General features: G+C 53.3%; 18 protein-coding genes and 2 pseudogenes. 10 read left to right on the forward strand and 10 right to left on the reverse strand.

The window, feature by feature from the left end; translation table 11 throughout:
• Nucleotides 1-13: 13 nt before the first annotated feature.
• The 9 genes and pseudogenes from ACOTX7_RS08875 to ACOTX7_RS08915 form a co-directional block, all read left to right on the forward strand.
• A pseudogene (locus ACOTX7_RS08875) lies at nucleotides 14-346 on the forward strand (sulfatase-like hydrolase/transferase); the annotation flags it as partial.
• A pseudogene (locus ACOTX7_RS08880) lies at nucleotides 342-758 on the forward strand (SPASM domain-containing protein); the annotation flags it as partial. The pseudogenes ACOTX7_RS08875 and ACOTX7_RS08880, both read left to right, overlap by 5 nt.
• Nucleotides 755-1,759, forward strand: a complete 1,005-nt coding sequence (locus tag ACOTX7_RS08885; protein WP_221813159.1) for an AAA family ATPase — start codon at nucleotides 755-757, stop codon at nucleotides 1,757-1,759. The pseudogene ACOTX7_RS08880 and the gene ACOTX7_RS08885, both read left to right, overlap by 4 nt.
• Entirely contained in the window at nucleotides 1,759-2,664 is a 906-nt protein-coding gene (locus ACOTX7_RS08890) for a DUF58 domain-containing protein (RefSeq protein ID WP_221813161.1), read from the forward strand. Before ACOTX7_RS08885 ends, ACOTX7_RS08890 begins: the two co-directional genes overlap by 1 nt.
• Complete coding sequence (locus tag ACOTX7_RS08895) at nucleotides 2,665-3,105, forward strand: DUF4381 domain-containing protein (protein WP_221813163.1); 441 nt, start codon at nucleotides 2,665-2,667, stop codon at nucleotides 3,103-3,105.
• Nucleotides 3,098-4,075: a VWA domain-containing protein gene (locus ACOTX7_RS08900; RefSeq protein WP_221813165.1), complete on the forward strand. Its 978-nt coding sequence runs from the start codon at nucleotides 3,098-3,100 to the stop codon at nucleotides 4,073-4,075. Before ACOTX7_RS08895 ends, ACOTX7_RS08900 begins: the two co-directional genes overlap by 8 nt.
• A complete protein-coding gene (locus ACOTX7_RS08905; protein WP_221813168.1) occupies nucleotides 4,072-5,586 on the forward strand; it encodes a vWA domain-containing protein in 1,515 nt (504 codons plus the stop codon). Before ACOTX7_RS08900 ends, ACOTX7_RS08905 begins: the two co-directional genes overlap by 4 nt.
• Complete coding sequence (locus ACOTX7_RS08910) at nucleotides 5,583-6,596, forward strand: oxygen tolerance domain protein (RefSeq protein WP_221813170.1); 1,014 nt, start codon at nucleotides 5,583-5,585, stop codon at nucleotides 6,594-6,596. Before ACOTX7_RS08905 ends, ACOTX7_RS08910 begins: the two co-directional genes overlap by 4 nt.
• Complete coding sequence (locus tag ACOTX7_RS08915) at nucleotides 6,593-7,591, forward strand: HAD family hydrolase (protein WP_221813172.1); 999 nt, start codon at nucleotides 6,593-6,595, stop codon at nucleotides 7,589-7,591. The genes ACOTX7_RS08910 and ACOTX7_RS08915 overlap by 4 nt, the downstream gene beginning before the upstream one ends.
• 37 nt (nucleotides 7,592-7,628) lie before the next feature.
• Here the strand turns inward: ACOTX7_RS08915 and ACOTX7_RS08920 are convergent, their stop codons facing one another.
• From ACOTX7_RS08920 to ACOTX7_RS08950, 7 genes are all read right to left on the reverse strand, one after another.
• Nucleotides 7,629-8,120, reverse strand: a complete 492-nt coding sequence (locus tag ACOTX7_RS08920; RefSeq protein ID WP_006810665.1) for a GNAT family N-acetyltransferase — start codon at nucleotides 8,118-8,120, stop codon at nucleotides 7,629-7,631.
• Entirely contained in the window at nucleotides 8,108-8,374 is a 267-nt protein-coding gene (locus ACOTX7_RS08925) for a DUF1778 domain-containing protein (RefSeq protein WP_221255996.1), read from the reverse strand. Before ACOTX7_RS08925 ends, ACOTX7_RS08920 begins: the two co-directional genes overlap by 13 nt.
• A gap of 409 nt (nucleotides 8,375-8,783) precedes the next feature.
• Nucleotides 8,784-9,968, reverse strand: coding sequence for a fimbrial protein (locus tag ACOTX7_RS08930; RefSeq protein ID WP_221813175.1), 1,185 nt, complete (start codon nucleotides 9,966-9,968; stop codon nucleotides 8,784-8,786).
• An 85-nt stretch (nucleotides 9,969-10,053) separates the two neighbouring features.
• A complete protein-coding gene (locus ACOTX7_RS08935; protein ID WP_221813177.1) occupies nucleotides 10,054-12,669 on the reverse strand; it encodes a fimbria/pilus outer membrane usher protein in 2,616 nt (871 codons plus the stop codon).
• Nucleotides 12,670-12,709: 40 nt separating this feature from the next.
• Nucleotides 12,710-13,393 (reverse strand): fimbrial biogenesis chaperone, encoded by a 684-nt coding sequence (locus ACOTX7_RS08940; protein WP_125357660.1) that lies wholly within the window; start codon nucleotides 13,391-13,393, stop codon nucleotides 12,710-12,712.
• 42 nt (nucleotides 13,394-13,435) lie between these two features.
• Nucleotides 13,436-13,990, reverse strand: coding sequence for a fimbrial protein (locus tag ACOTX7_RS08945; RefSeq protein WP_205922389.1), 555 nt, complete (start codon nucleotides 13,988-13,990; stop codon nucleotides 13,436-13,438).
• 208 nt (nucleotides 13,991-14,198) lie between these two features.
• Complete coding sequence (locus ACOTX7_RS08950) at nucleotides 14,199-14,789, reverse strand: LuxR C-terminal-related transcriptional regulator (RefSeq protein ID WP_221813179.1); 591 nt, start codon at nucleotides 14,787-14,789, stop codon at nucleotides 14,199-14,201.
• A gap of 372 nt (nucleotides 14,790-15,161) precedes the next feature.
• On the opposite strand from ACOTX7_RS08950, the gene ACOTX7_RS08955 reads away from it, so the two are divergent.
• Nucleotides 15,162-16,049, forward strand: coding sequence for a LysR family transcriptional regulator (locus ACOTX7_RS08955; RefSeq protein ID WP_350364020.1), 888 nt, complete (start codon nucleotides 15,162-15,164; stop codon nucleotides 16,047-16,049).
• Nucleotides 16,050-16,096: 47 nt separating this feature from the next.
• On the opposite strand, the gene ACOTX7_RS08960 is transcribed toward ACOTX7_RS08955, so the two are convergent.
• Genes ACOTX7_RS08960 through ACOTX7_RS08970 form a run of 3 tightly spaced genes read right to left on the reverse strand, consistent with a single transcriptional unit; the run spans nucleotide 16,097 to nucleotide 18,807 of the window.
• A complete protein-coding gene (locus ACOTX7_RS08960) occupies nucleotides 16,097-17,092 on the reverse strand; it encodes a DUF2891 domain-containing protein (RefSeq protein WP_221255997.1) in 996 nt (331 codons plus the stop codon).
• Nucleotides 17,093-17,101: 9 nt separating this feature from the next.
• The gene (locus ACOTX7_RS08965) at nucleotides 17,102-18,088 is read right to left on the reverse strand and encodes a DUF979 domain-containing protein (protein WP_221255998.1); all 987 of its coding nucleotides are present in this window, start codon (nucleotides 18,086-18,088) and stop codon (nucleotides 17,102-17,104) included.
• Nucleotides 18,085-18,807, reverse strand: a complete 723-nt coding sequence (locus ACOTX7_RS08970) for a DUF969 domain-containing protein (RefSeq protein ID WP_003857121.1) — start codon at nucleotides 18,805-18,807, stop codon at nucleotides 18,085-18,087. The genes ACOTX7_RS08965 and ACOTX7_RS08970 overlap by 4 nt, the downstream gene beginning before the upstream one ends.
• Nucleotides 18,808-18,932 lie beyond the last annotated feature (125 nt).

Consider the following 18,932-nt stretch of genomic DNA (forward strand, 5'->3'; position numbering starts at 1 on the left):
CGGAGCTTACCCCATGCAAAAAAATGTGCCTTTTAGAAGGACAATGCTCGCCAGCCTGTTGACCCTTGCAGCCGGCGCAGCATCCAGCGTGTACGCTGCCCCGGCGACCACTACCGCCCCGGAAAATGCCCCAAAGCAAGACACGTCGAAACCTAACATCGTGGTTATTTTTGGTGATGACATCGGCTACTGGAACCCGAGCACCTACAATCAGGGCACCATGGGTTACCGGACACCTAATATCGACAGCATCGCCGCTGAAGGGGCCAAATTCACTTCGTATTACGCCGAACAGAGTTCTACCGCAGGCCGTTCAGCATTTATCACCGGCCAGATGCCCTTCCGTCGCCCAGACTCTGGGGTTGCCTGCTCAAATCTGTACCCACTCCGAGTTCTGCGGTAAAGGGTTAGCGATTGAAAAGAACGGCGACATCTTCTCCTGCGACCATTACGTGTACCCGGAATACCAGATTGGCAATATAGAAAATACCCAGCTTGCGCATTTGGCGTTCTCAGAACGTCAAAAAGCATTCGGGATGGGTAAGCGCGATACGCTGCCAAAATTCTGCAAGGCCTGCCCTTATCTGAACATGTGCTGGGGCGAGTGCCCCAAAAACCGTATTGTGCGCGCCCCGGACGGCGAGGCGGGTCTTAACTATCTCTGCCCAGGTATCAAAGCCTTCTTTAATTACGCCGAGCCCATCCTGGTGGGGATCGCCACGCTGGTTAAACGTGACTTTGCAGGATTAAAACGATGATCGAACGCGAGAAACTGCTGCAACTTGAACAACGAATGAATGAACAGGTTATCGGTCAGCAAGAGCTGGTGCGAATGCTGATCATTGCCCTGCTCTGTGACGGTCACGTACTGCTGGAAGGCCTGCCGGGACTGGCAAAAACGCGTGCCGTACGCGAGCTGGCGCGTCATGTTGAGGGGGATTATCGACGGGTCCAGTTCACACCCGACCTGCTGCCTTCAGATATCACCGGAAGCGAGATTTATCAGCAAAACGCCACGCGAGAAGAAGATCAGTTCCGCTTTCGGCCTGGCCCGGTATTCGGCAACATCATCCTCGCGGATGAGATCAACCGCGCCTCCGCGCGCGTCCAGTCTGCGCTACTGGAAGCGATGGAAGAGCGCCACGTCACCGTAGCGGGAAAAACCTGGCCGCTGCCGGGGGTCTTTATGGTGCTTGCCACGCAAAACCCGGTCGATCAGGAGGGCACCTGGCCCCTGCCCGAAGCACAGCTGGACCGTTTTCTGATGAAGGTCCTGGTGGACTACCCGACAAAGCAAAATGAATTGAAAGTCATGCAGCTGGTCCGCGGGGAGCAACAGCAAAAATATCAGCAGCTGGCCGCCTCCGCCGGGACGAGCGCCCCCCTTCCCGAGACCTTAATGCTGAGCCAGCAGGAGATAGCCGCCTGCTGGCAGGGTATTTCTGCCATCCATGTGGCGCCGGCGGTCGAAGAGTACATCGTCAATATTGTGGATTTAAGCCGTCACCCGCAACAGGTGAGCGATACGCTGGCAGGCTATCTGAGCTTTGGCATCAGCCCTCGCGGTACCCTTGCCCTTGAACGCTGCGGTCGTGCGCAGGCCTGGCTGGAAGGACGCGATGCCGTGCTGCCAGAGGACATCAAAAAAGTGGCCCCGGCGGTGTTGCGTCACCGTCTGATGCTGACCTGGCAGGCCAGCGCCGACAATTGCACCCCGGATGACGCCGTACAAATGTTATTAGACGCAGTGGTGGCGTAATGAGCAGTGCGGTACGCATTGAACGTGAAACGTTGATCGGGCTTGCTGCCGATGCGCGAGCCATTTTCAATCCACCGGGGCAGATCCCGCCGGGTGCTTTGGCGGGCGAGCGTGTTTCACGCCAGCAAGGCCGAGGGATGAACTTTGACAGCCTGCGTCGCTATCAGCCCGGTGATGACGTCCGCCTGATCGACTGGCAAGCCACGGCGCGCATGCGAACCCCGTGGATACGCCTTTATAACGAAGAGAAAGAGCGGCCTATTTTTATACTGGTCGATCAGCGTCGCGACATGTTTTTTTCTACCCGCGTACAAACCAAATCGGTTGCCGCCGCCAAAATAGCCGCCCTGCTGGCCTGGCGAAGCTATCACGACGGAGACCGGTTAGGTGGCCTCATCTTTGGCGATGACGCGTATTCACTGCATAAATGCCGCAGCCCGGCTGGCACCTTACCGGCGCTGCTGGATGATATCGTGCGCTTTAATCACCAGGTCGCCGATAACTATCCTGAAGAATCGCCTCACCCACTCACGCTTGCCAGTATGCTGCGTCACGCCATCACGCTGATTCCAGCCGGAAGCTGGGTGGCGCTCATCGGCGATTTCCACGATCTGGATAACGAGTGTGACGCCCTGCTGGCGGCACTGCGCCGCCGTGGTGAAGTGAGCGCGTTCGTCATGCTGGATGACTTGCATTTACGCTTACCCTCCCAGGGCAAACTGTCCGCCCGCTATGAAGGACGCGAAGCTGACTTCTCGCTTTCACCTTATCTTCAGGACGGTATTAAACAGAACATCACGGCACGGCTCTCCGATCAGGAAAAGCGCCTTACCCGGCTTGGGGTTCGCGTTAATCAGATAGTCGTTGCCGACGATCTGCTCTGGCAGTTGCAAAAAGGAGTCTGAATGTTAGAGAAGGGATTTTCCATACCAGAGCTGGCAGAGCCGATCCTGCCTGAGCCTCCCTCCTGGCTGCCGCTGCCTGCCGGATGGCTGGTCATGGGCGGCATATTGCTGATCGCCCTGCTCGTTTTTGCCCTTATCCGTCTGGCCCGCTGGCGACGGAATTTGTGGCGGCGTCAGGCGCTGGAGGCAATCGAGCAATCCCACTCCGTGGACAGCTGGCTTGTATTGATTAAACGGATTTTACTGGTTCACCACACGCGCCAGACGATTAGCGCGTATCTGGACCCGGTGCTCTGGCTGTCAGATTTGCCGCTTGATGCGGACATTCGCGACCAGCTTTGTCAGCGCTATTGCCAGCCTGAAAACCACCTCAGTGAGGAAGAGACGTTTCGGCTGCGTCAGCAGCTACGCTCATGGATAGAGGGGCTTCCTTATGTCTGAATACCTGTCCCAAATCGATTTCGCCTGGCCCTGGGCCTGGCTGGTGCTTTTCGTGCCGCTACTGGGGCGTTTCTTGTTCACCCGTGAGCGCACCGTAAAAGAGTATGTCCGCGTCCCCTTCCTGCCTGGGTTAATCGAATCTTTACAGCTTAACCAGCAGCCTGAGCGCAGCGGCAAGATGGCAACGTGTATGTTCTGGCTGATATGGGCTTTGATGGTCTGTGCACTTGCCCGTCCTGAGTACCTCACTCCCCCTCAGCACATTGAGAAGCCCATGCGTAATATTATGCTGATTCTGGATGTGTCCGGATCGATGGAAAAAAACGATGTTGCAGGCGGGCTTACACGCCTTCAGGCCGTGCAACAGTCGGTAAAAAAATTCGTGGCGGCCCGCAAATCTGACCGTATCGGACTGGTGATATTTGCGAACAGCGCCTGGCCGTTTGCCCCGGTGAGCGAGGACAAGCAGGCGCTCGAGACACGCATCAGTCAGCTTGCGCCCGGCATGGCTGGCCAGCAGACGGCTATCGGCGATGCGCTGGGCGTCACGGTAAAATTGCTGGATTCAACCGGTGATAAGGAGGCCAGCAAGCTGGCGATTCTGCTGACGGATGGAAATGACACCGCATCACAATTGACCCCTCGCCTCGCCGCGCAGCTGGCTGTCAGCCACCATGTTCAGCTGCACACCATCGCGTTTGGTGATGTGAATAGCAGCGGGGATGACAAAGTTGACCTGAACCTGTTGCAGGACCTTGCCCGTATGACAGGAGGACGTTCCTGGACGGCGGAAAACAGCGGCGCGTCACTGGACGCGGTCTGGAAAGAAATTGATGCCATCACGCCGGTCCAGGTCAAGAGCATCGGCTGGTCCTGGCGCGTGCCGCTCTTTGCCTGGCCTCTCGCCGCCGCGCTCCTCCTGTTGCTGGCCTTCCAGCTCTACCGTATCGTCCGGGAGAACAAAGTATGAGCGACTTCCATTTTATTCATCCCTGGAGGCTACTGTTACTGGTGCTCTGCGTTGCGCTCTGGTGGCTCCCGGCAGCAGGCCGCAGCGCCTGGTCGCGGATAATGGATAAGCCGCTGGCGAAGGCGTTAATCATCGGGCGGCATCGTAAAGTTGGGCAGGCCTTGCCGTGGATAGCCATGCTGGGCGTTATTGCGCTTTCTGGCCCAACCTGGCAACGACAGCTGCCCGCAGCGTTGACGCCACAAAGCAACGTCATGGTCATTTTGCAGCAGGACGGTGCCATGCTCGCGGGCGATCTCGCCCCCAGCCGACACGAACGGATGCAGACAAAAATTATGACATTAATGGAACGTCAGCCAGGCACGCGATTTGGCCTGGTGGTTTATCATGCCGGGGCCTGGCTGACCACGCCGCTGACTGTCGATCCCGCGTTTTATTCCCTCTTTCTGCATGCGCAAAACCCGGGTTTACTGCCGTCGGGTGAAGGTTCCGGCTTACAGAACGCAGTGTCGCTGGCAATGAAAAACATGCCCGCTTCACCTCGCAGCATCATTTTAGTGGCCGATACTCTCAGCGCGGAAGATGCCGCCTGGCTAGACAAGCAAACACTGCCGCTTCAGGTATGGGTCCCGGGGACAGCCCAGGGGGGTGCGTTACCTGAAAAGCTCGCGGGGCTTGGTATCGACACGCGACTGAACGTCTCCCGTTTCGAGGCCATTCGCAATGCGGGCATACCCGTTACGCTGGTGACGGCCAACGACGACGACCTCCCGGTTATTGTTAGCCATATTGAACAGGGCGTAACGGCGCAGAACAATGCCCGCGGCGATCTGCACTGGCGAAACGACGGCTGGATGCTGGTTATCCCCCTGCTGGGGATGCTTTTCTTCTGGCGACGACAGCTTTTTTGCTGGGTGATTATCGCCCCGCTGCTGCTCTGGCAGCCTGCCGGACATGCCGCCTGGCTGGATGCGTGGATTAGCCCGGACATGCAGGGGCAATATGCCTTTTCGCGCGGTGATTATAGCAAGGCCGCTCACCATTACACTGACCCGCTCCGACAGGGTATCGCCTGGTATCGGGCCGGAAATTTTCCGGCGGCGACTGCTGCATTCCGTCAGGCGCAGCAAACACCCGACGTGCTGGTGTGGACGGGCAACGCGCTGGCCCAGCAAAAACAGTGGCAACTGGCGTTAAACAGCTATGACCGAGCGTTGAGCCTGCGGCCCGACTGGACGCTGGCGCAAGGGAACCGGGCTAAGATCGCCGCGATCATCATGCAGCTGCGGCAAAAAGAGCGAGACCGTCAGGCTGCACAGGGCGAAGAGCAGGATTACAAGCCGGATGAGATCAAGCACGACCTGAAGCCAGATCAGGGTGTTAATCAAAAAGATATTCAACCCGTTGCCGGTAATACACCTCAGGTCAGCCAGTGGTATGAGAACCTTACCGTGTCCCCCTCCGGTCTGCTGGAGAATCTTTATCGTACGCAACCGGGAGGCGCTGAATGAGACTGCTCTGGCTGATCATATTTTTGACGTTACCCTGTCACGCTGCAATGAACATTACCCGCGAGTTGATCGCCCCTGAACACGTGGTGCCGGGCCAACCGGTGCGCGTCGCCGTCACCTTCCGGACCGATGGCTGGTTTAATCCCCCGCCGACGTGGCCCGATTTTCCGGTCGAAAATGGCGATCTCCTCACAACGGCGATCCCTAATCAGCTTGTCACCCGTCGTGAAGGTGGCACTACCTGGAGCGGCGTACGCATGGAGCGGCAGGTTGCCGCATGGGATCAGGGAACGCTTCGCTTACCCGCGCAGGAAATCACTTTCGCGGCAGCCGGAGAAGCGCCGACTACCGTTCAACTGCCGCCGCTGGAGAAGAACGTAACCTGGCCCAGGGATGTACAGCAGCCCGATCGTTTTCTTCCTGCCTCCCGACTGACGCTCACCCAACAGGTGAACACGCACACCACCCATGGCGACAAGGATCTGCGGGCGGGTGACGTTATTGAACGCGTGGTGACGGTGCGCGCGGGAGATATTTCTCCGGTGCAGATCCCTCAATTACTCTTTGCAATACCGGGTTCGCATTCCCAGCGATTAACGGCAAAAAATAGCCTTATTACGTCCGGCAGAGGCGACATTGACGGCGCGCAACGTATTGAAACCCTCCGCTATCTCCCGATCGAGGCCGGGGAAATTGTTCTGCCGCCGATTAAATTACGCTGGTGGGACACCACCCACCAGCAGTGGCAGCTGGCTGAACTGCCTGGCAGTCGCTACACGGTCGGCCCGGCATTAAATGCCGGTGCCGAATCGGTGCTGAAAGGGAAAACGGATCTCCCTGTCAGCCTCATTGCGCTGTTTATTGCGTTGACTGTTGCGAGCTGTATGGCGCTTTGGTTTTTACGTCATGCGCTGCGCCGCAGCGGTCAATTTCTCACTAACCAGTACCGTCGATTCTGGAAACCCACTGCACTTCCGGGCCTGGTCCCCAAAAACAGGAGTCATTTATGAAGCGTGTGATCCTTGGCATTGTGTTAGCCAGCCTGTGCGGCTCTGCAATGGCCGACCCCCTTTCGGCCTGGAATGATACCGCTGCGAAAAAAGCGATTATGGAGTGGGTGAAAAATACAACCAACGCCGATCGTTCAACCTATATTCCACCGGAAAAAAGGTATGTCGTGTTTGATAACGACGGGACCTTATGGCCCGAGGCCCCTCTTACCTTTCAGATCCAGTTTGCTCTGGATGAAGTGAAACGTCTGGCGCCACAGCATCCTGAATGGGCGAAAGAGCCGCTGGTACAGTCCGTGCTTAATAACGATATCAACGCCGTCGCAGCCGCAGGTGAAGCAGGCTTGCTTAAGCTGCTGGCATTAACCCACAGCGATATCACCACCACCGAGTTCGACCAGCGCGTGGCGAACTGGGTGTCCAGCAAAAAAGATCCGCGTTTCGACTGCGGTTACGATCGGTTAGGGTATCAACCGATGCGACAGTTGCTGGATTATTTGCGTGAGAATGGCTTCAAAACCTGGATTATCTCCGGTGGCGGCATCGACTTTATGCGCGTGCTTTCGCAAAAAATGTATGGCATTCCGCCTGAACAGGTTGTCGGATCCTTTGCGCTGGGGGAATTTGCACTCACCCCCGACGGGGCCGAAATCAAAAAAACCATGCAGGGCGCTTTTAACGATGATGCGGCCAACAAACCGGTCGCCATTCATCTGTTTATGGGGCACCGTCCCGTCGCAGCCTTTGGCAATAGCGATGGCGATCTTGCCATGATGCAATACACTGCGGCCAATCCGGATGCGAAAACATTCGGTCTTATTGTCCATCATACCGATGCCGAACGTGAATATGCCTATGACAGCCATCCACCAGCCAGTGGAAAACTGATAGAGGGATTACAGGTTGCAAAAGCAAAAGGCTGGACGGTAGTGGATATGCAAAAGGACTGGAAAACGGTGTTTGATCCGGCGCTTTGTCCGGTAACAACGCGGTAGCGGATGAGTGACAACAAAAGGGCAACTTATTGCCCTTTTACTTCTCCTGAGGAAGCCGGAGAAACAGTGTTCGTTCCTGAGTCTGGGATGCTTTAAAACCGTGGTGAAGATAGAAAGCTTTGGCATTTTCAGTGAGTGCATGAACCATGATCGCTCTCACTCCGATATTCTCTGCCACCCGATAACAGCGTAAAACCGCATCGTGGAGTAAATCGGCTCCCAACCCATTTCCGTGTAATGAGACATCGACAGCCAGACGGGCAAGTACAATCACGGGAATCGGATCCGGCATGTTACGGCGAAGATGGCCTGTCGCTTCCGTATGGTTAACGCTGCCGGTAGCCAGTGAGTAAAAACCCGCGACCTGCTTCGTGCCCGTTTTACAAACCACAAATGTTCGGGCTGCGCCGAGCGCCTGGTTTTTCAGGCCTCTTTGTTTTAGCCATTCGTCAAGCACGGCCTCTCCACTGACGAACTCCGCCAGTTGATGAACACTGGATAAGGGCTCTGGAGCTGTTACACGTCCCACTGAGGTTTCCTTGTCAGCAGTTTTTCTATGGCAGGATCGTCCGCGACCGGGGCATCGAGCATGTCAATGAACTCTGCATACTGTTCATCGTTAAAATTGAATACACGCCGATCGAGGATCACATTCTCGGCTGCCTGACAGGCCATCTCCAGAATGAAGTCTGTCCGTGATTTATGGAGGATCTCTGCGGCGGCATCGATAAGCGCCCGCTGGGATTCTTTGGCTCTGATATTGAGTTGAACATCTGATTTCATGGGCATACCTCTTGTATAGCAATTGCTTTACAAGCATAGCATAAGCGGTGTGTATAGCAATCGCTATACACAACCCTTACTCCATGCAGCGTGGAGCAGTCAATTTTAATGCTAAAGCTTTGTGGGCCGGAGAATAAAAAAAACCAGGACATTTGTCCTGGTGTAGTGAGCCTGCATATAAGCCAGGTGGAAACACTCTTATTATTATTCGTTCAGGGACGAACTCAGAGGGGTCTTAAGTTCGTGAAACAAGAATGACGTTACAACAGTTCGGGGGCAACATGAATAATGTGTTATCGTTATTTAATTTCATTGAATAACCCCTACTGAATGTATAATGATGGTAAAAGAAATGAAAACTACTTTTTAATTTCCTACATTATCTTTTTGCGACGAATGTTGAACACGATTACTTATAATCGATATTGAAAGTGACTTTTGCATTGGCTTTGCCCGGCATCACGGTATCCTCTGTCTGGTAATAACGTGCTGCCAGTGGGATTTTGAATGACAGTCGTCCGTCCGTCGGTGGCGCGATATCCCAGTTTTTTCCTGGGGACCAGATGGTCTGGGGCGATGTCGCCACCGCACTGATACTGGCGCTATAGCCCAGCTGAATACCAATACCTGTGGCCACATCATTCCCGCTGTCCAGCCCCATCACCTGGTTAGTCGTATCAACTATTGGGTTTAACGCCGTCAGCGACACAGTAAGGGTGTTCAGATTACGTCCCATGCTGGGTTCATCTGGCGTACCTCCCTCCAGAGGGATGACCTGCGCGGTATAATTGTTGGCGTAATAGCCCGAGAAGGTTGGGCAGTTTTGCAGCACGATTGAGGCATCTTTCCACCCGGTGGTATAACCCTTTCCGGTAAATTTATTCGCATCATGACTTCCCATGCTCACAGACACGTCAGGCGTTTCGCAGGTCGATGTTGTAACCGTTATCCACCCGCTTTGTGGAATATTCACCACTTTCATGGCTGAGGCGTCGTAGGTCTGATTTGTGGATACCACTACCGCCAAGTGAGGGACGGCCTGAGATATCGACACCGATGAGCCGGATGCCACAGGGCCAGTTTTAATAAGCGCCACATCGAAATTGCCCTCACTCAAGCTAAGCTGGGTAGCCATGCTCTGGGGCGTATTTGCCTTAAGGTTTATTGTTGTTGGAGATGTTGGCTGTGTCAGGGTGATAAATCTCGTCGGGTTGGAATAAAAGTAGACAATCCCGATACCGCTGACATTGGTCGGATAAACGGGCCCAGTGCCAAAATCCGTGGCCATCGTTACCGGCTGTCCTAGCGGCTCAGCGGTGATGGTCAGAAATTTATATAACGTGGTGTCCTGGTCGCAGGTCACCGTGGTATCCCCGCCAAATGAGCCAACCGCATAGGCCGCCCGGTATAATGTGCTGCCCACCGGACGTTCATTTCCGCTGTAGGTTTCGTCTACGTTATATTGAAAGGGTACGGTCGTCATATTCTTCACACTACAGGCCGCCCTCGCTGCGCTGGTCATACTGAATAGCGCGGATAACAGGATTACCCCCTGCGTTATTGTGCTTAGTTTATTCGCCGGACGAATGTTCATGGTTCTCTCTACATAATGGTTATTGTGGATATACACCCAATTAAAAAGGCGACAGCATGGTGAATTTAAACTAATCGTATTAGATTTATGAATGAGCCTGTCCGGTCGCTGTCTGCATGGCGAGCGTGCTACCCAAACGAGGATCCATTGATGTCTTGCAGACAGAATTAAACGTCTGAATGTGCGTGTTTTTCTGTTCTGAACTGACCGGCATCAGGTGATAGCGGATTTCGCACTGCTGATCATTACCTTGCCCCCAACGCACGGTGAGTGTCCCCTGCTGTTGTTCAACGCGGGCGTATAACTGCCCCCCCTGTCCCGCATTCCCGACGCTGCGGCCCTTCTCGTCAAGCACCTCGGCACCAAATGGCACCGGCTGTCCGTTAAGCGTCGCGTTAATCAGCACCGGCGATCCCGTTTTGGTTCCATATTTCACCTTCACCACTGCGCCAAAATACGGGGCCACTCTTTTCTCTGTGTTCACCATCTCAACTTCATCACTGGCCCCTTTAGGATCCAGAATCACGTTGTTCATCTGATAGGGATCGAGATACGGTACCAGGGCATAGCCGAAACGGTCGATACGGACGCCAGGGTATCCCGATACGGATGCCCCCGTTGCCCCTTTTGCCTCTACCAGCGCAAACGTATCAGAGGTGTATGACGACAGCGTCACGCCGCCCTGATGTGCCACGATGGTCCCGTTAGCGCCAAGGGATTCACTGTGGTAGTTGCGCCCACCGCTCCAGCTGGCGCTAAGGTTCGCATACTGCGTTCGATACTGGCCGCTGAGTGCACCCGAGGCTCCCACCCCCTGGTTTGCGTTCATCGCCGTGGCGCTGTAGCTGAACTGGTGCTCTTCGCCACCGGTACCGGACAACGTCGCCTGTTCTCCCGTTCGCCCGGTGCTGTCATGCGTCAGCTGCGTTGACAACTGTGGACGGTAGGTACTGTCTGAACGGCCCAGCGGCATGCTCATGGTCAGCAGCCAGGTATCTTCAGTGCCATTCAGGCTGTACGTCCTGCCTACCGACACCCCGTAGCTGACGGAGCCATAACTGTTGTTGTAACCCATCTGGTACTGCTTGTCGGAACGGGTTTTATTCCAGTAATCCTGCACGGAACCACTGATATAAAGCTGCCCCCACGCCCCTGGTAACCCCTGGCTGGCGGTGACGCTGAATCTGTTGCGGGATCGTGAAATGGCATTTTCTGAGGCACCCCGCTCGATGGCCTCCAGCGTCTGCTGCGCGGTCATAAAATCCATAAAGCCGCTGGAGGAGAAACGGTAAGCCGCCACAGAGATATTGCTCTGCGTTTCGCTGACGGTTTTGCTGTAACTCAGGCGATAGCTCTGGCCCGAGCTGGCCTGCTTTTCCGTCTGGTGAAGGTGCATCCTTGCCTGGGTAACATCAAAGGAAAATGCCCCATACTCCGTACCTACAGCGACTCCCCCCAGGAGCGCATAGTAATTCTGACTGACCTGCATGCCGCCATATCCTGTCAGCAGATTGGTCAGGCCATGACGTACCGTCCCCTGATAAAGCGCGACGTCGTGTGAGATAAAATCGTTGCGGAGTTCACCACCCACCAGTTCAAAACGGGTCGCACCCGGGCGCAACTGCTCTACCACAGCCGCATAAGGCACACTGAAAGACTGACGAGTGCCATCAGCCTCCTCTACCGTCACCAGCAGGTCGCCGCCATAGCCGGTGGGGTAAAGGTCGTCTATAAGGAATGCGCCAGGCGCTACCGTGGTTTGATAAATAACCGCATCACCCTGACGAACGGTGACTTTGGCATTGGTTCGGGCTATGCCCCGGATTTCAGGAGCAAAACCGCGCTGGGATTCCGGCAGCATACGCTCGTCCGTTGCCAACGCGACGCCGGTAAAGGGCAGCGTATCAAACACATCCCCCCGGGTATTTGACTGACCGATTAGCGCGCGCGCCTTCAGCGCGGGAATATCTCTTTGCAGGTAAGTATTAATGGCGTCGTATTTTTTGAAACCGTTACTGTTCCAGTTATAACTGCCGTTATGACGCAGATACCATGCGCCGATATTCAGCCCGGCATTGATGCCAGCATAAAAAGACTTATTCTCGATGCCGTTCGACGTGTTTTGATAACCGTTAAGGTTATAGCCTAATATGGCGGCCGGGATCCCGCTGTCCCACAGCGCCGGGCTAACCGATCCTCTCGCCGTATCAGAGACATACAGTTGCGGAAGCTGAATGTCCAGCCTCATCTCATTGCTGTCATACCGCGTGACGGCTTCCGGAAGCAAGGCGTGTAAATCACCACATTCACCCGCCTTCTCAAAAAAATGGGCAGGCAAATGTTCGTAACGAAAAGGGATTTGCTTTAATAAGGACGCTGTCATGCACGGGAAAACGGTTTTGTCCTCTCGCTCGCGCATTTCTACGTCCACGTTACCCACGGCATGCCCATTTACAAAGACTGCGGTGTTATAGGTTCCTGGCGTAATGCTGGCACCATTTGCGTACCGGTTTAAATCTACCGCGTTGACGTTTTCCAGCTGCAAAAATGACGAATCGAACTGCACATTTTTTGCGATCTGCGTTACCGGCAACGCCGTCGCGCCGATCTGCCCACTCAGCCCAGACATAGCAACCCAAAGTGGAGATAACCTGGTAACAATGATTTTACGGGAGAGGTATTTCGATTTGTTTTTTTTCATGCCAGACGTCCTGAACCGGTAAAGCAAAAAGATTCGCGGATTACTTGAGGGTAAATTTCACTGGAATAACAGCACCGTAGTCATTGACGTAACTCGCGGTCAGCTGACTACCGCTTGTCGCAGGCAACGCATAGTCCATTTCAGAAAATGGCTTCAGCATTTTTCCATCAACGTGTTTCTTACCCACTGAAACCTGAACCAGAGAAACGTGATATGGGGAGCTGTTTTTCACATGAAGCCCCTTGCCTGAATGTGTCCACTGCAATGTTTTTGCCGCTTCAGCCAGGCTACCTTTCAGACTGGACGGGCGATAAAAAAACTTTATGCGCGAACGAAACGCCACCTGGAGGTAATTATTTTTTTCAACGACATCCTCTTTAGGCTTTGCAGGTATCTCAAGGACGTTAAGCCAGAATATGGATTCCTGCTTTTGGGATAAATTATTGGGTAATGCTCTGATACGCAGCGTCTGGCCGCTGGACGGTTCGACACGATTAATGGGAGGCGTAAGGACAAAAGGCACTTTAATTTTGTCGGGTTTAGCATTTGTATCGCCATTATCCAGCCAGCTTTGAATAAGCACCGGCGACTCGCCTTTATTGCTGACTTTAACCGTGACTTCTTTTGAAGAGGCCGGGTAGATCACTCGGGTGCCAGTAATTACGATGCTTGCCTGCGCTACGGTGCTGAACAGCGCTAAAGAAAAAATAAATTTACGGATCATGGGGGGATTCTCTTATTAAGGGGGATGCCCCCCCTTCAGGTATTACTTGTACTGGATGGAGTAGACTACGTTGCTGACAACTGGCCCCGCTGTCGTTGCGCCGTCAGCATAGTATTCAACGGCATAAGGAAGATTTGCCGAACCGGAAGAAATATCGTAGTAACTGGTGTTTGCGGTCTGATTGCTGTTACCCGCCTGGATAACGGCTTCAGTATTACCTTCATCAAGCAGTTGCAGGCTGACGTTAGTGGCGGCCGCAGCGTCAGAACTGATATTCTTAAGGTGGCCGGTAGTCAGGTCTACGGTGGAGCCAGCTTCAAAAAATGCAGAAGCAGTCTGTAAGGTCCCTGCACAGTTGCTCAGTCCGATATTAAAACCGGTGCGACCAGCGGTCTGACTTTCAGCGGTAAGCTGATTTGTCCCAACGGTAGGTAATACAATCGTCGCATCCGGTCCCTGACCATCAACATCAGCGTCACACGTGGTCGCCGTTAATTCCCCGTTGAAGGTAATCGTACCGGTTGATGCCGCCTGCGCATTAAATGCAACGACTGTAAACAACGCCATCAGAGCTGTAGATGTCATTAATTTCTTCATAAATTATCCTGTTTTAATATATCCGTCATATGCCATTTGAAGTAGCGAATGGGGTTAATCGCCTTCGCTGGTTGAGACATTACCTTACAAAAATTATGGATCAAGCCAAAATATATCCACTTTCACGCACTGAATATAAAAACCCATTTAAATTCAAAGGGTGTCATGTAAAATCAAAGTCTTTAAATAGTGAATTAGAAAAATTAAATTAAAACGCGAATTCAGTTTCATCCATCTGGCAGAAATGGTAGAACTCGTCATTGACGCTGTACAAATAGGCCTGATCAAGTGTCAGCTTGACCTTTAACAGGTTTATATTGCTTTTCATGTCAACACGCAATTTTTCCAGGATACTAAGCTTGTAATGACTGATAGTTTTGACCGATAAATTCATCTCTTCAGCAATTTGCGCATTATCATTATGCATTCGGTACAACACCGCTAATTCACGGTCGGTTAGTTTCGCAAAGTGGCTTTTACGGTTACACTCTAAAAATTTGATGATATTCCTGTAGCTCAGCAGATTCCCGCAAAAAAGCACATCACCTAACTTGAATGAACTTCGGGGATAAATCTCGTCCAGCGTGACGATATATTTATCGGTAATGCTTTGTATTTTCTCAATTATCTGTCGCCTTAGGGTAAGATTGCTTACTCTGACAACCGGAATTTGATCATCGTTAAGCAGGATATTCGTTGAATTCGCGCTTTCTCCTCCTACTATCCGGGTATCTGCAACGTTGCTATCCACTCCCGCACAAAAGAAGATATTATCGCTGATAAACAGCAATCTTTTCATAATGAACGTCTCCATTTCTTTTAAAAGATTTAATCTTTCAAAAAGTAATGAGCGCCAGAACGTGAGTCAAATGACAAAATCAAATCAATCATTTAATTAATTAAAATGCACCTACAGCAACAGATAAGTCTCGCTGAATGACGTTAGTGTATCTTTCTCGTCGGAGTGAGGCAATAAGGTCACGCCTTCGTAAAATGCGACCGAATATGTTGTATAAAGCATTGTAAGCACACGCTAAAAATGAGCAGCGCAGAGAGAATGCATGACACAGAGTTTAAATTTAAATAATTTAAATGGGTAATTTAATTGATTTGTAATTTGGTTTTTTTAATAATCCAGGCTGATATTTCCATGCGCAATTCAAAGGTGCTAATGATAACGCAAATCAACTTAAAGTCTCTGAAAGCCATACATATACTTACCACCTGTAGGAGCGTAACGCGGACAGCGGAGTTAATGGATGTTTCACCCGCCACGATAAGTTACTTACTTAACAAGGTGAGGAAAGCAACAGGCTCAGCCCTTTTTTGCCGGACCAAGAACGGGATGATACCTGACAGTACCGCCCTCGAGTTGAGTCAGCGATATACCTCTATTATTGGTGAACTACCTAATAATGATGACGGTCAACCCCTTGGAAGTAGAACCCTGACGATAAGCACGTATGCGCTGATTGAGCTGATGCTGTCGTATCAGTTAAAAAATTCCACCCTTTCGCCCAAAACGTTACGTTTTATTCCACCCGAAATGGATGATGAAGCGAGACTGATACGCCTCAGAAATAAAGAGGTAGACATGGACATTGGTTCCAGGTTGCCGCCCGATCGCAGCATTATTCAGGTTGATTTTATATCGTGTGATATTGCGATCATTGCAAGTAAAAATCACCCGACTATCAAAGATACCTTTACGATGAAAGACTGGTATGAAAACAAGCACATTGTCTGGTCACGAGGAATGAATCTGGTCTGTTCCAACATCGAACACGCTAACCGGTTTAACGAATTAGTCAATCTCAGGGATATTTCTGTCACCTCCAGCAATTCATTAAATATGATTACACTGTGCTGTTTTTCTAACGATATTGTACTGATGCCCCGCGATATTGTCTCATTCATTGAAACATGCTTCCCTGTCAAAGCTTTCGATCCCCCTGAGGAGTTACGTATGCGCTTTGATTGTAGTTTGCATTACCATCACTCCGTCGCTAACGATAAATCCATGGTTGATTTATTAAGCATGATTAAAGAACTAAATTAACCGCCCTGTAAGACGGTTTTGAATAGTATCTTGCCAATGCTATGTCGCTACTCCAGCGCCAGCAGCGCAAAACTCGCCAGCCAGTGTCCGCCGCTGTAGTGACTGCCGACAACATGCTCCACGCTTGCCGAGAGATGACGCGCAACGGCATCGCGTAACGCCTGCTGCGCCGGGTGGTTTTCCGGCAGAGCACGGGCAATGTGCTTCATACACCACGCGCGGCTGAGGTTAAGCCCGTCCAGATGTGCGATTTTCGGGTCGGTGCGGTCGCTCACCTCTGCCGGGTTCATCAGCGCTGAAACGCAAGCCACCTCCGGCAGAAACGCATCGAACCAGGCCGGGAAATTCGCCACCACCTTACTCATCAGTAACGCCTCGGTCAGCGCCCCGGAAATGTACTCGTCGCCGCCCGGCTCATAATGCGCCGGATATTGCGTGTCCGTATGATAAAAGCGCGTCGCCGCGTCCAGGATCGCCTCTTCAAGCTCGTCATCCGTCACCGCCCGGGCATAATCCAGCCCCAGTGCGAGCGCAAATGCGGTGTTGTAGTGCGTGCCGACGCGGATGGGATAGGTGAGCTTGCTGAGGTAACCCACCAGCCGCTGGCGAATATCCAGCGTTAACGGTTGCAGCGTCTGGTACCAGCGCTCCGCCTGCGGCAGCGACGACTGTTTCAGCTCCTGCGCCAGCGCCAGCAGCCAGCCGTAACCATAAGGCCGCTCAAACGATGCGCGGAACGGCGCGGTAAAATAGGCCAGCTCCTTTGCCACCTTCTCGTCGGTCAGGTGTTCTTCGAACAGAGTGATGATCTCTTCCCGGCACGGCAGTTCGGGCCAGAGGCGCAGGCAGCGCAGCAGCAGCCAGTAGCCGTGCACCGCCGAGTGCCAGTCAAAACAGCCGTAAAAAATCGGATGCAGCTCGCGAGGCGGCAACACGTCACCGTCGTCGTTGAGCAGATGCATAATGTGGTTCGGGTATTCCTGACGTAAATAGGTCAACGGCATTCTGGCGAAGGCGTCAGCCTGATGTTGCGTTAATTCCATTGCAGCTCCTTAGCGAAACACGAGGAAATACATTAAGAACACGTTCACCACCAGCAGGGTTAACGCGGTCGGGATCTGGATCTTGATGACCTGATATTTGTCTTTTAACTCCAGCAGCGCGGCGGGCACGATGTTGAAGTTGGCGGCCATCGGCGTCATTAGCGTGCCGCAATAGCCCGCGTACATGCCAATCGCCAGCAGCGGTGCCGGATTACCGTGATGGACGTTAATCAGGAACGGCAGAGCGATACCGGCGCTTAACACCGGGAAGGCAGCGAAGGCGTTACCCATGATCATGGTAAACAGCGCCATCCCCACGGAGTAAATGACCACCAGCATGAAGCGGCTGTCCGGGTTCACAAACAGGCTGACCACCTTTTGTACCGATTCGCCGGTATTTGCCACCACAAACACCCCGCCGAGCATGGCGAGCATCTGCGGGAGGATCACCGCCCAGCCAATGGTATCGACCAGCCGACGCGACTGACGCACCGCATGCAGCGGCGTACCTTTTGTCAGCCACCAGCCGGTGAGGATAGCCGCCACGCAGGCCACGCACAGCGCCGCCAGGGTGAGCTGTTTCTGGTCGAGCAGGTAAACGCCGCCGATCGAGATGCCCTTCAGGAACAGCGTCCCGATCACCGTCACCACCGGGATCATCAACGCGGGTAAAAACAGCCAGTTTTTTAGCCGGTTCGACGAGGCAACACGCTCCTCCTCGGTGGACATTTTATAGTGCCCCTTCCCGACCAGCCCGAAACCCGCCAGCAGCGCAATCACGATAACGGCGCCGCCAATAATCCGATACGCCAGCGACTTGCCCAGCTCCTGCACCATCAGATCGCCAAACAGGAAGATCCCGCCGAACAAGAACCAGAACAGCGCGGTGGTAAAGCGTTTCGGGTTAGCGCGATCGCGAAGGGTCATCACAACCAGCAGCATCACGACAAAGCCGATCAGGTAGTACACGCGGTTAATGGTGATGAGGGTCGTCATGGTGCGATCTCCTGCGTACCCTGCTCTGCTTTCCAGGCCATCACGTCGCGACGAATGCTGGCGTCGAGGCGCAGCAGGCGCGTCATATGAATGATCAGTGCCGCAATAGCGGTCGGAATAGCCCACAGGCCGATGTGCAGCGGCTCGATCCCCTCGATCCCGTTCTCTTTCAGGAACGCATCAATCAGCAGTACCGCGCCAAAGGCGATAAAGATATCTTCCCCGAAGAAAACCGCGATATTGTCACACGCGGCGGCATGGGCTTTGATTTTGTCGCGAATAGTCTGCGGCAGTTCGCCGTATTCATTCAGGGCCGCCCCTTCCGCCATCGGCGCCAGCAGCGGACGCACCGTTTGCGCGTGGCCGCCGAGAGACATCAGCCCCAGCGCAGCCGTCCCTTCGCGGGCGACAAAGTAGAGCATCAGGATACGCGCCGAGGTGGCGCTGGCGATCTTCGCGACCCAGGCCTGCGCGCGCTCTTTCAGTCCGTAATACTCCAGCAGACCAATGACCGGCAGGATCAGAATGAAGGTGGCAAGCGATCGGCTATTCACAAACTTTTCACCAAAGGTTTCCAGCAGCATACCGAAATCCATGCCAACCAGCAGGCCCGTCGCCAGCCCCGCCACCACGACCACCAGCAGCGGATTGAAACGCAGTGCAAAACCTATAACCACCACCGGAATCCCGATAAGTGGCAACAGTGTAGAACTGTCCATAAACGTTACCCTATCCAAAGTGAGCGTTGCGCGCCGACGGCTATTTTTTATACTTCGCAGCAGAGCGAAGCCGGTGCATTACGGCGCGCGATGTTGTGTTTTGCGTCAGGCTCCACAGAACCTGC

The organism is Enterobacter cloacae complex sp. IR5418, from assembly GCF_049238105.1.
Taxonomy (GTDB): Bacteria; Pseudomonadota; Gammaproteobacteria; order Enterobacterales; family Enterobacteriaceae; genus Enterobacter; species Enterobacter hormaechei.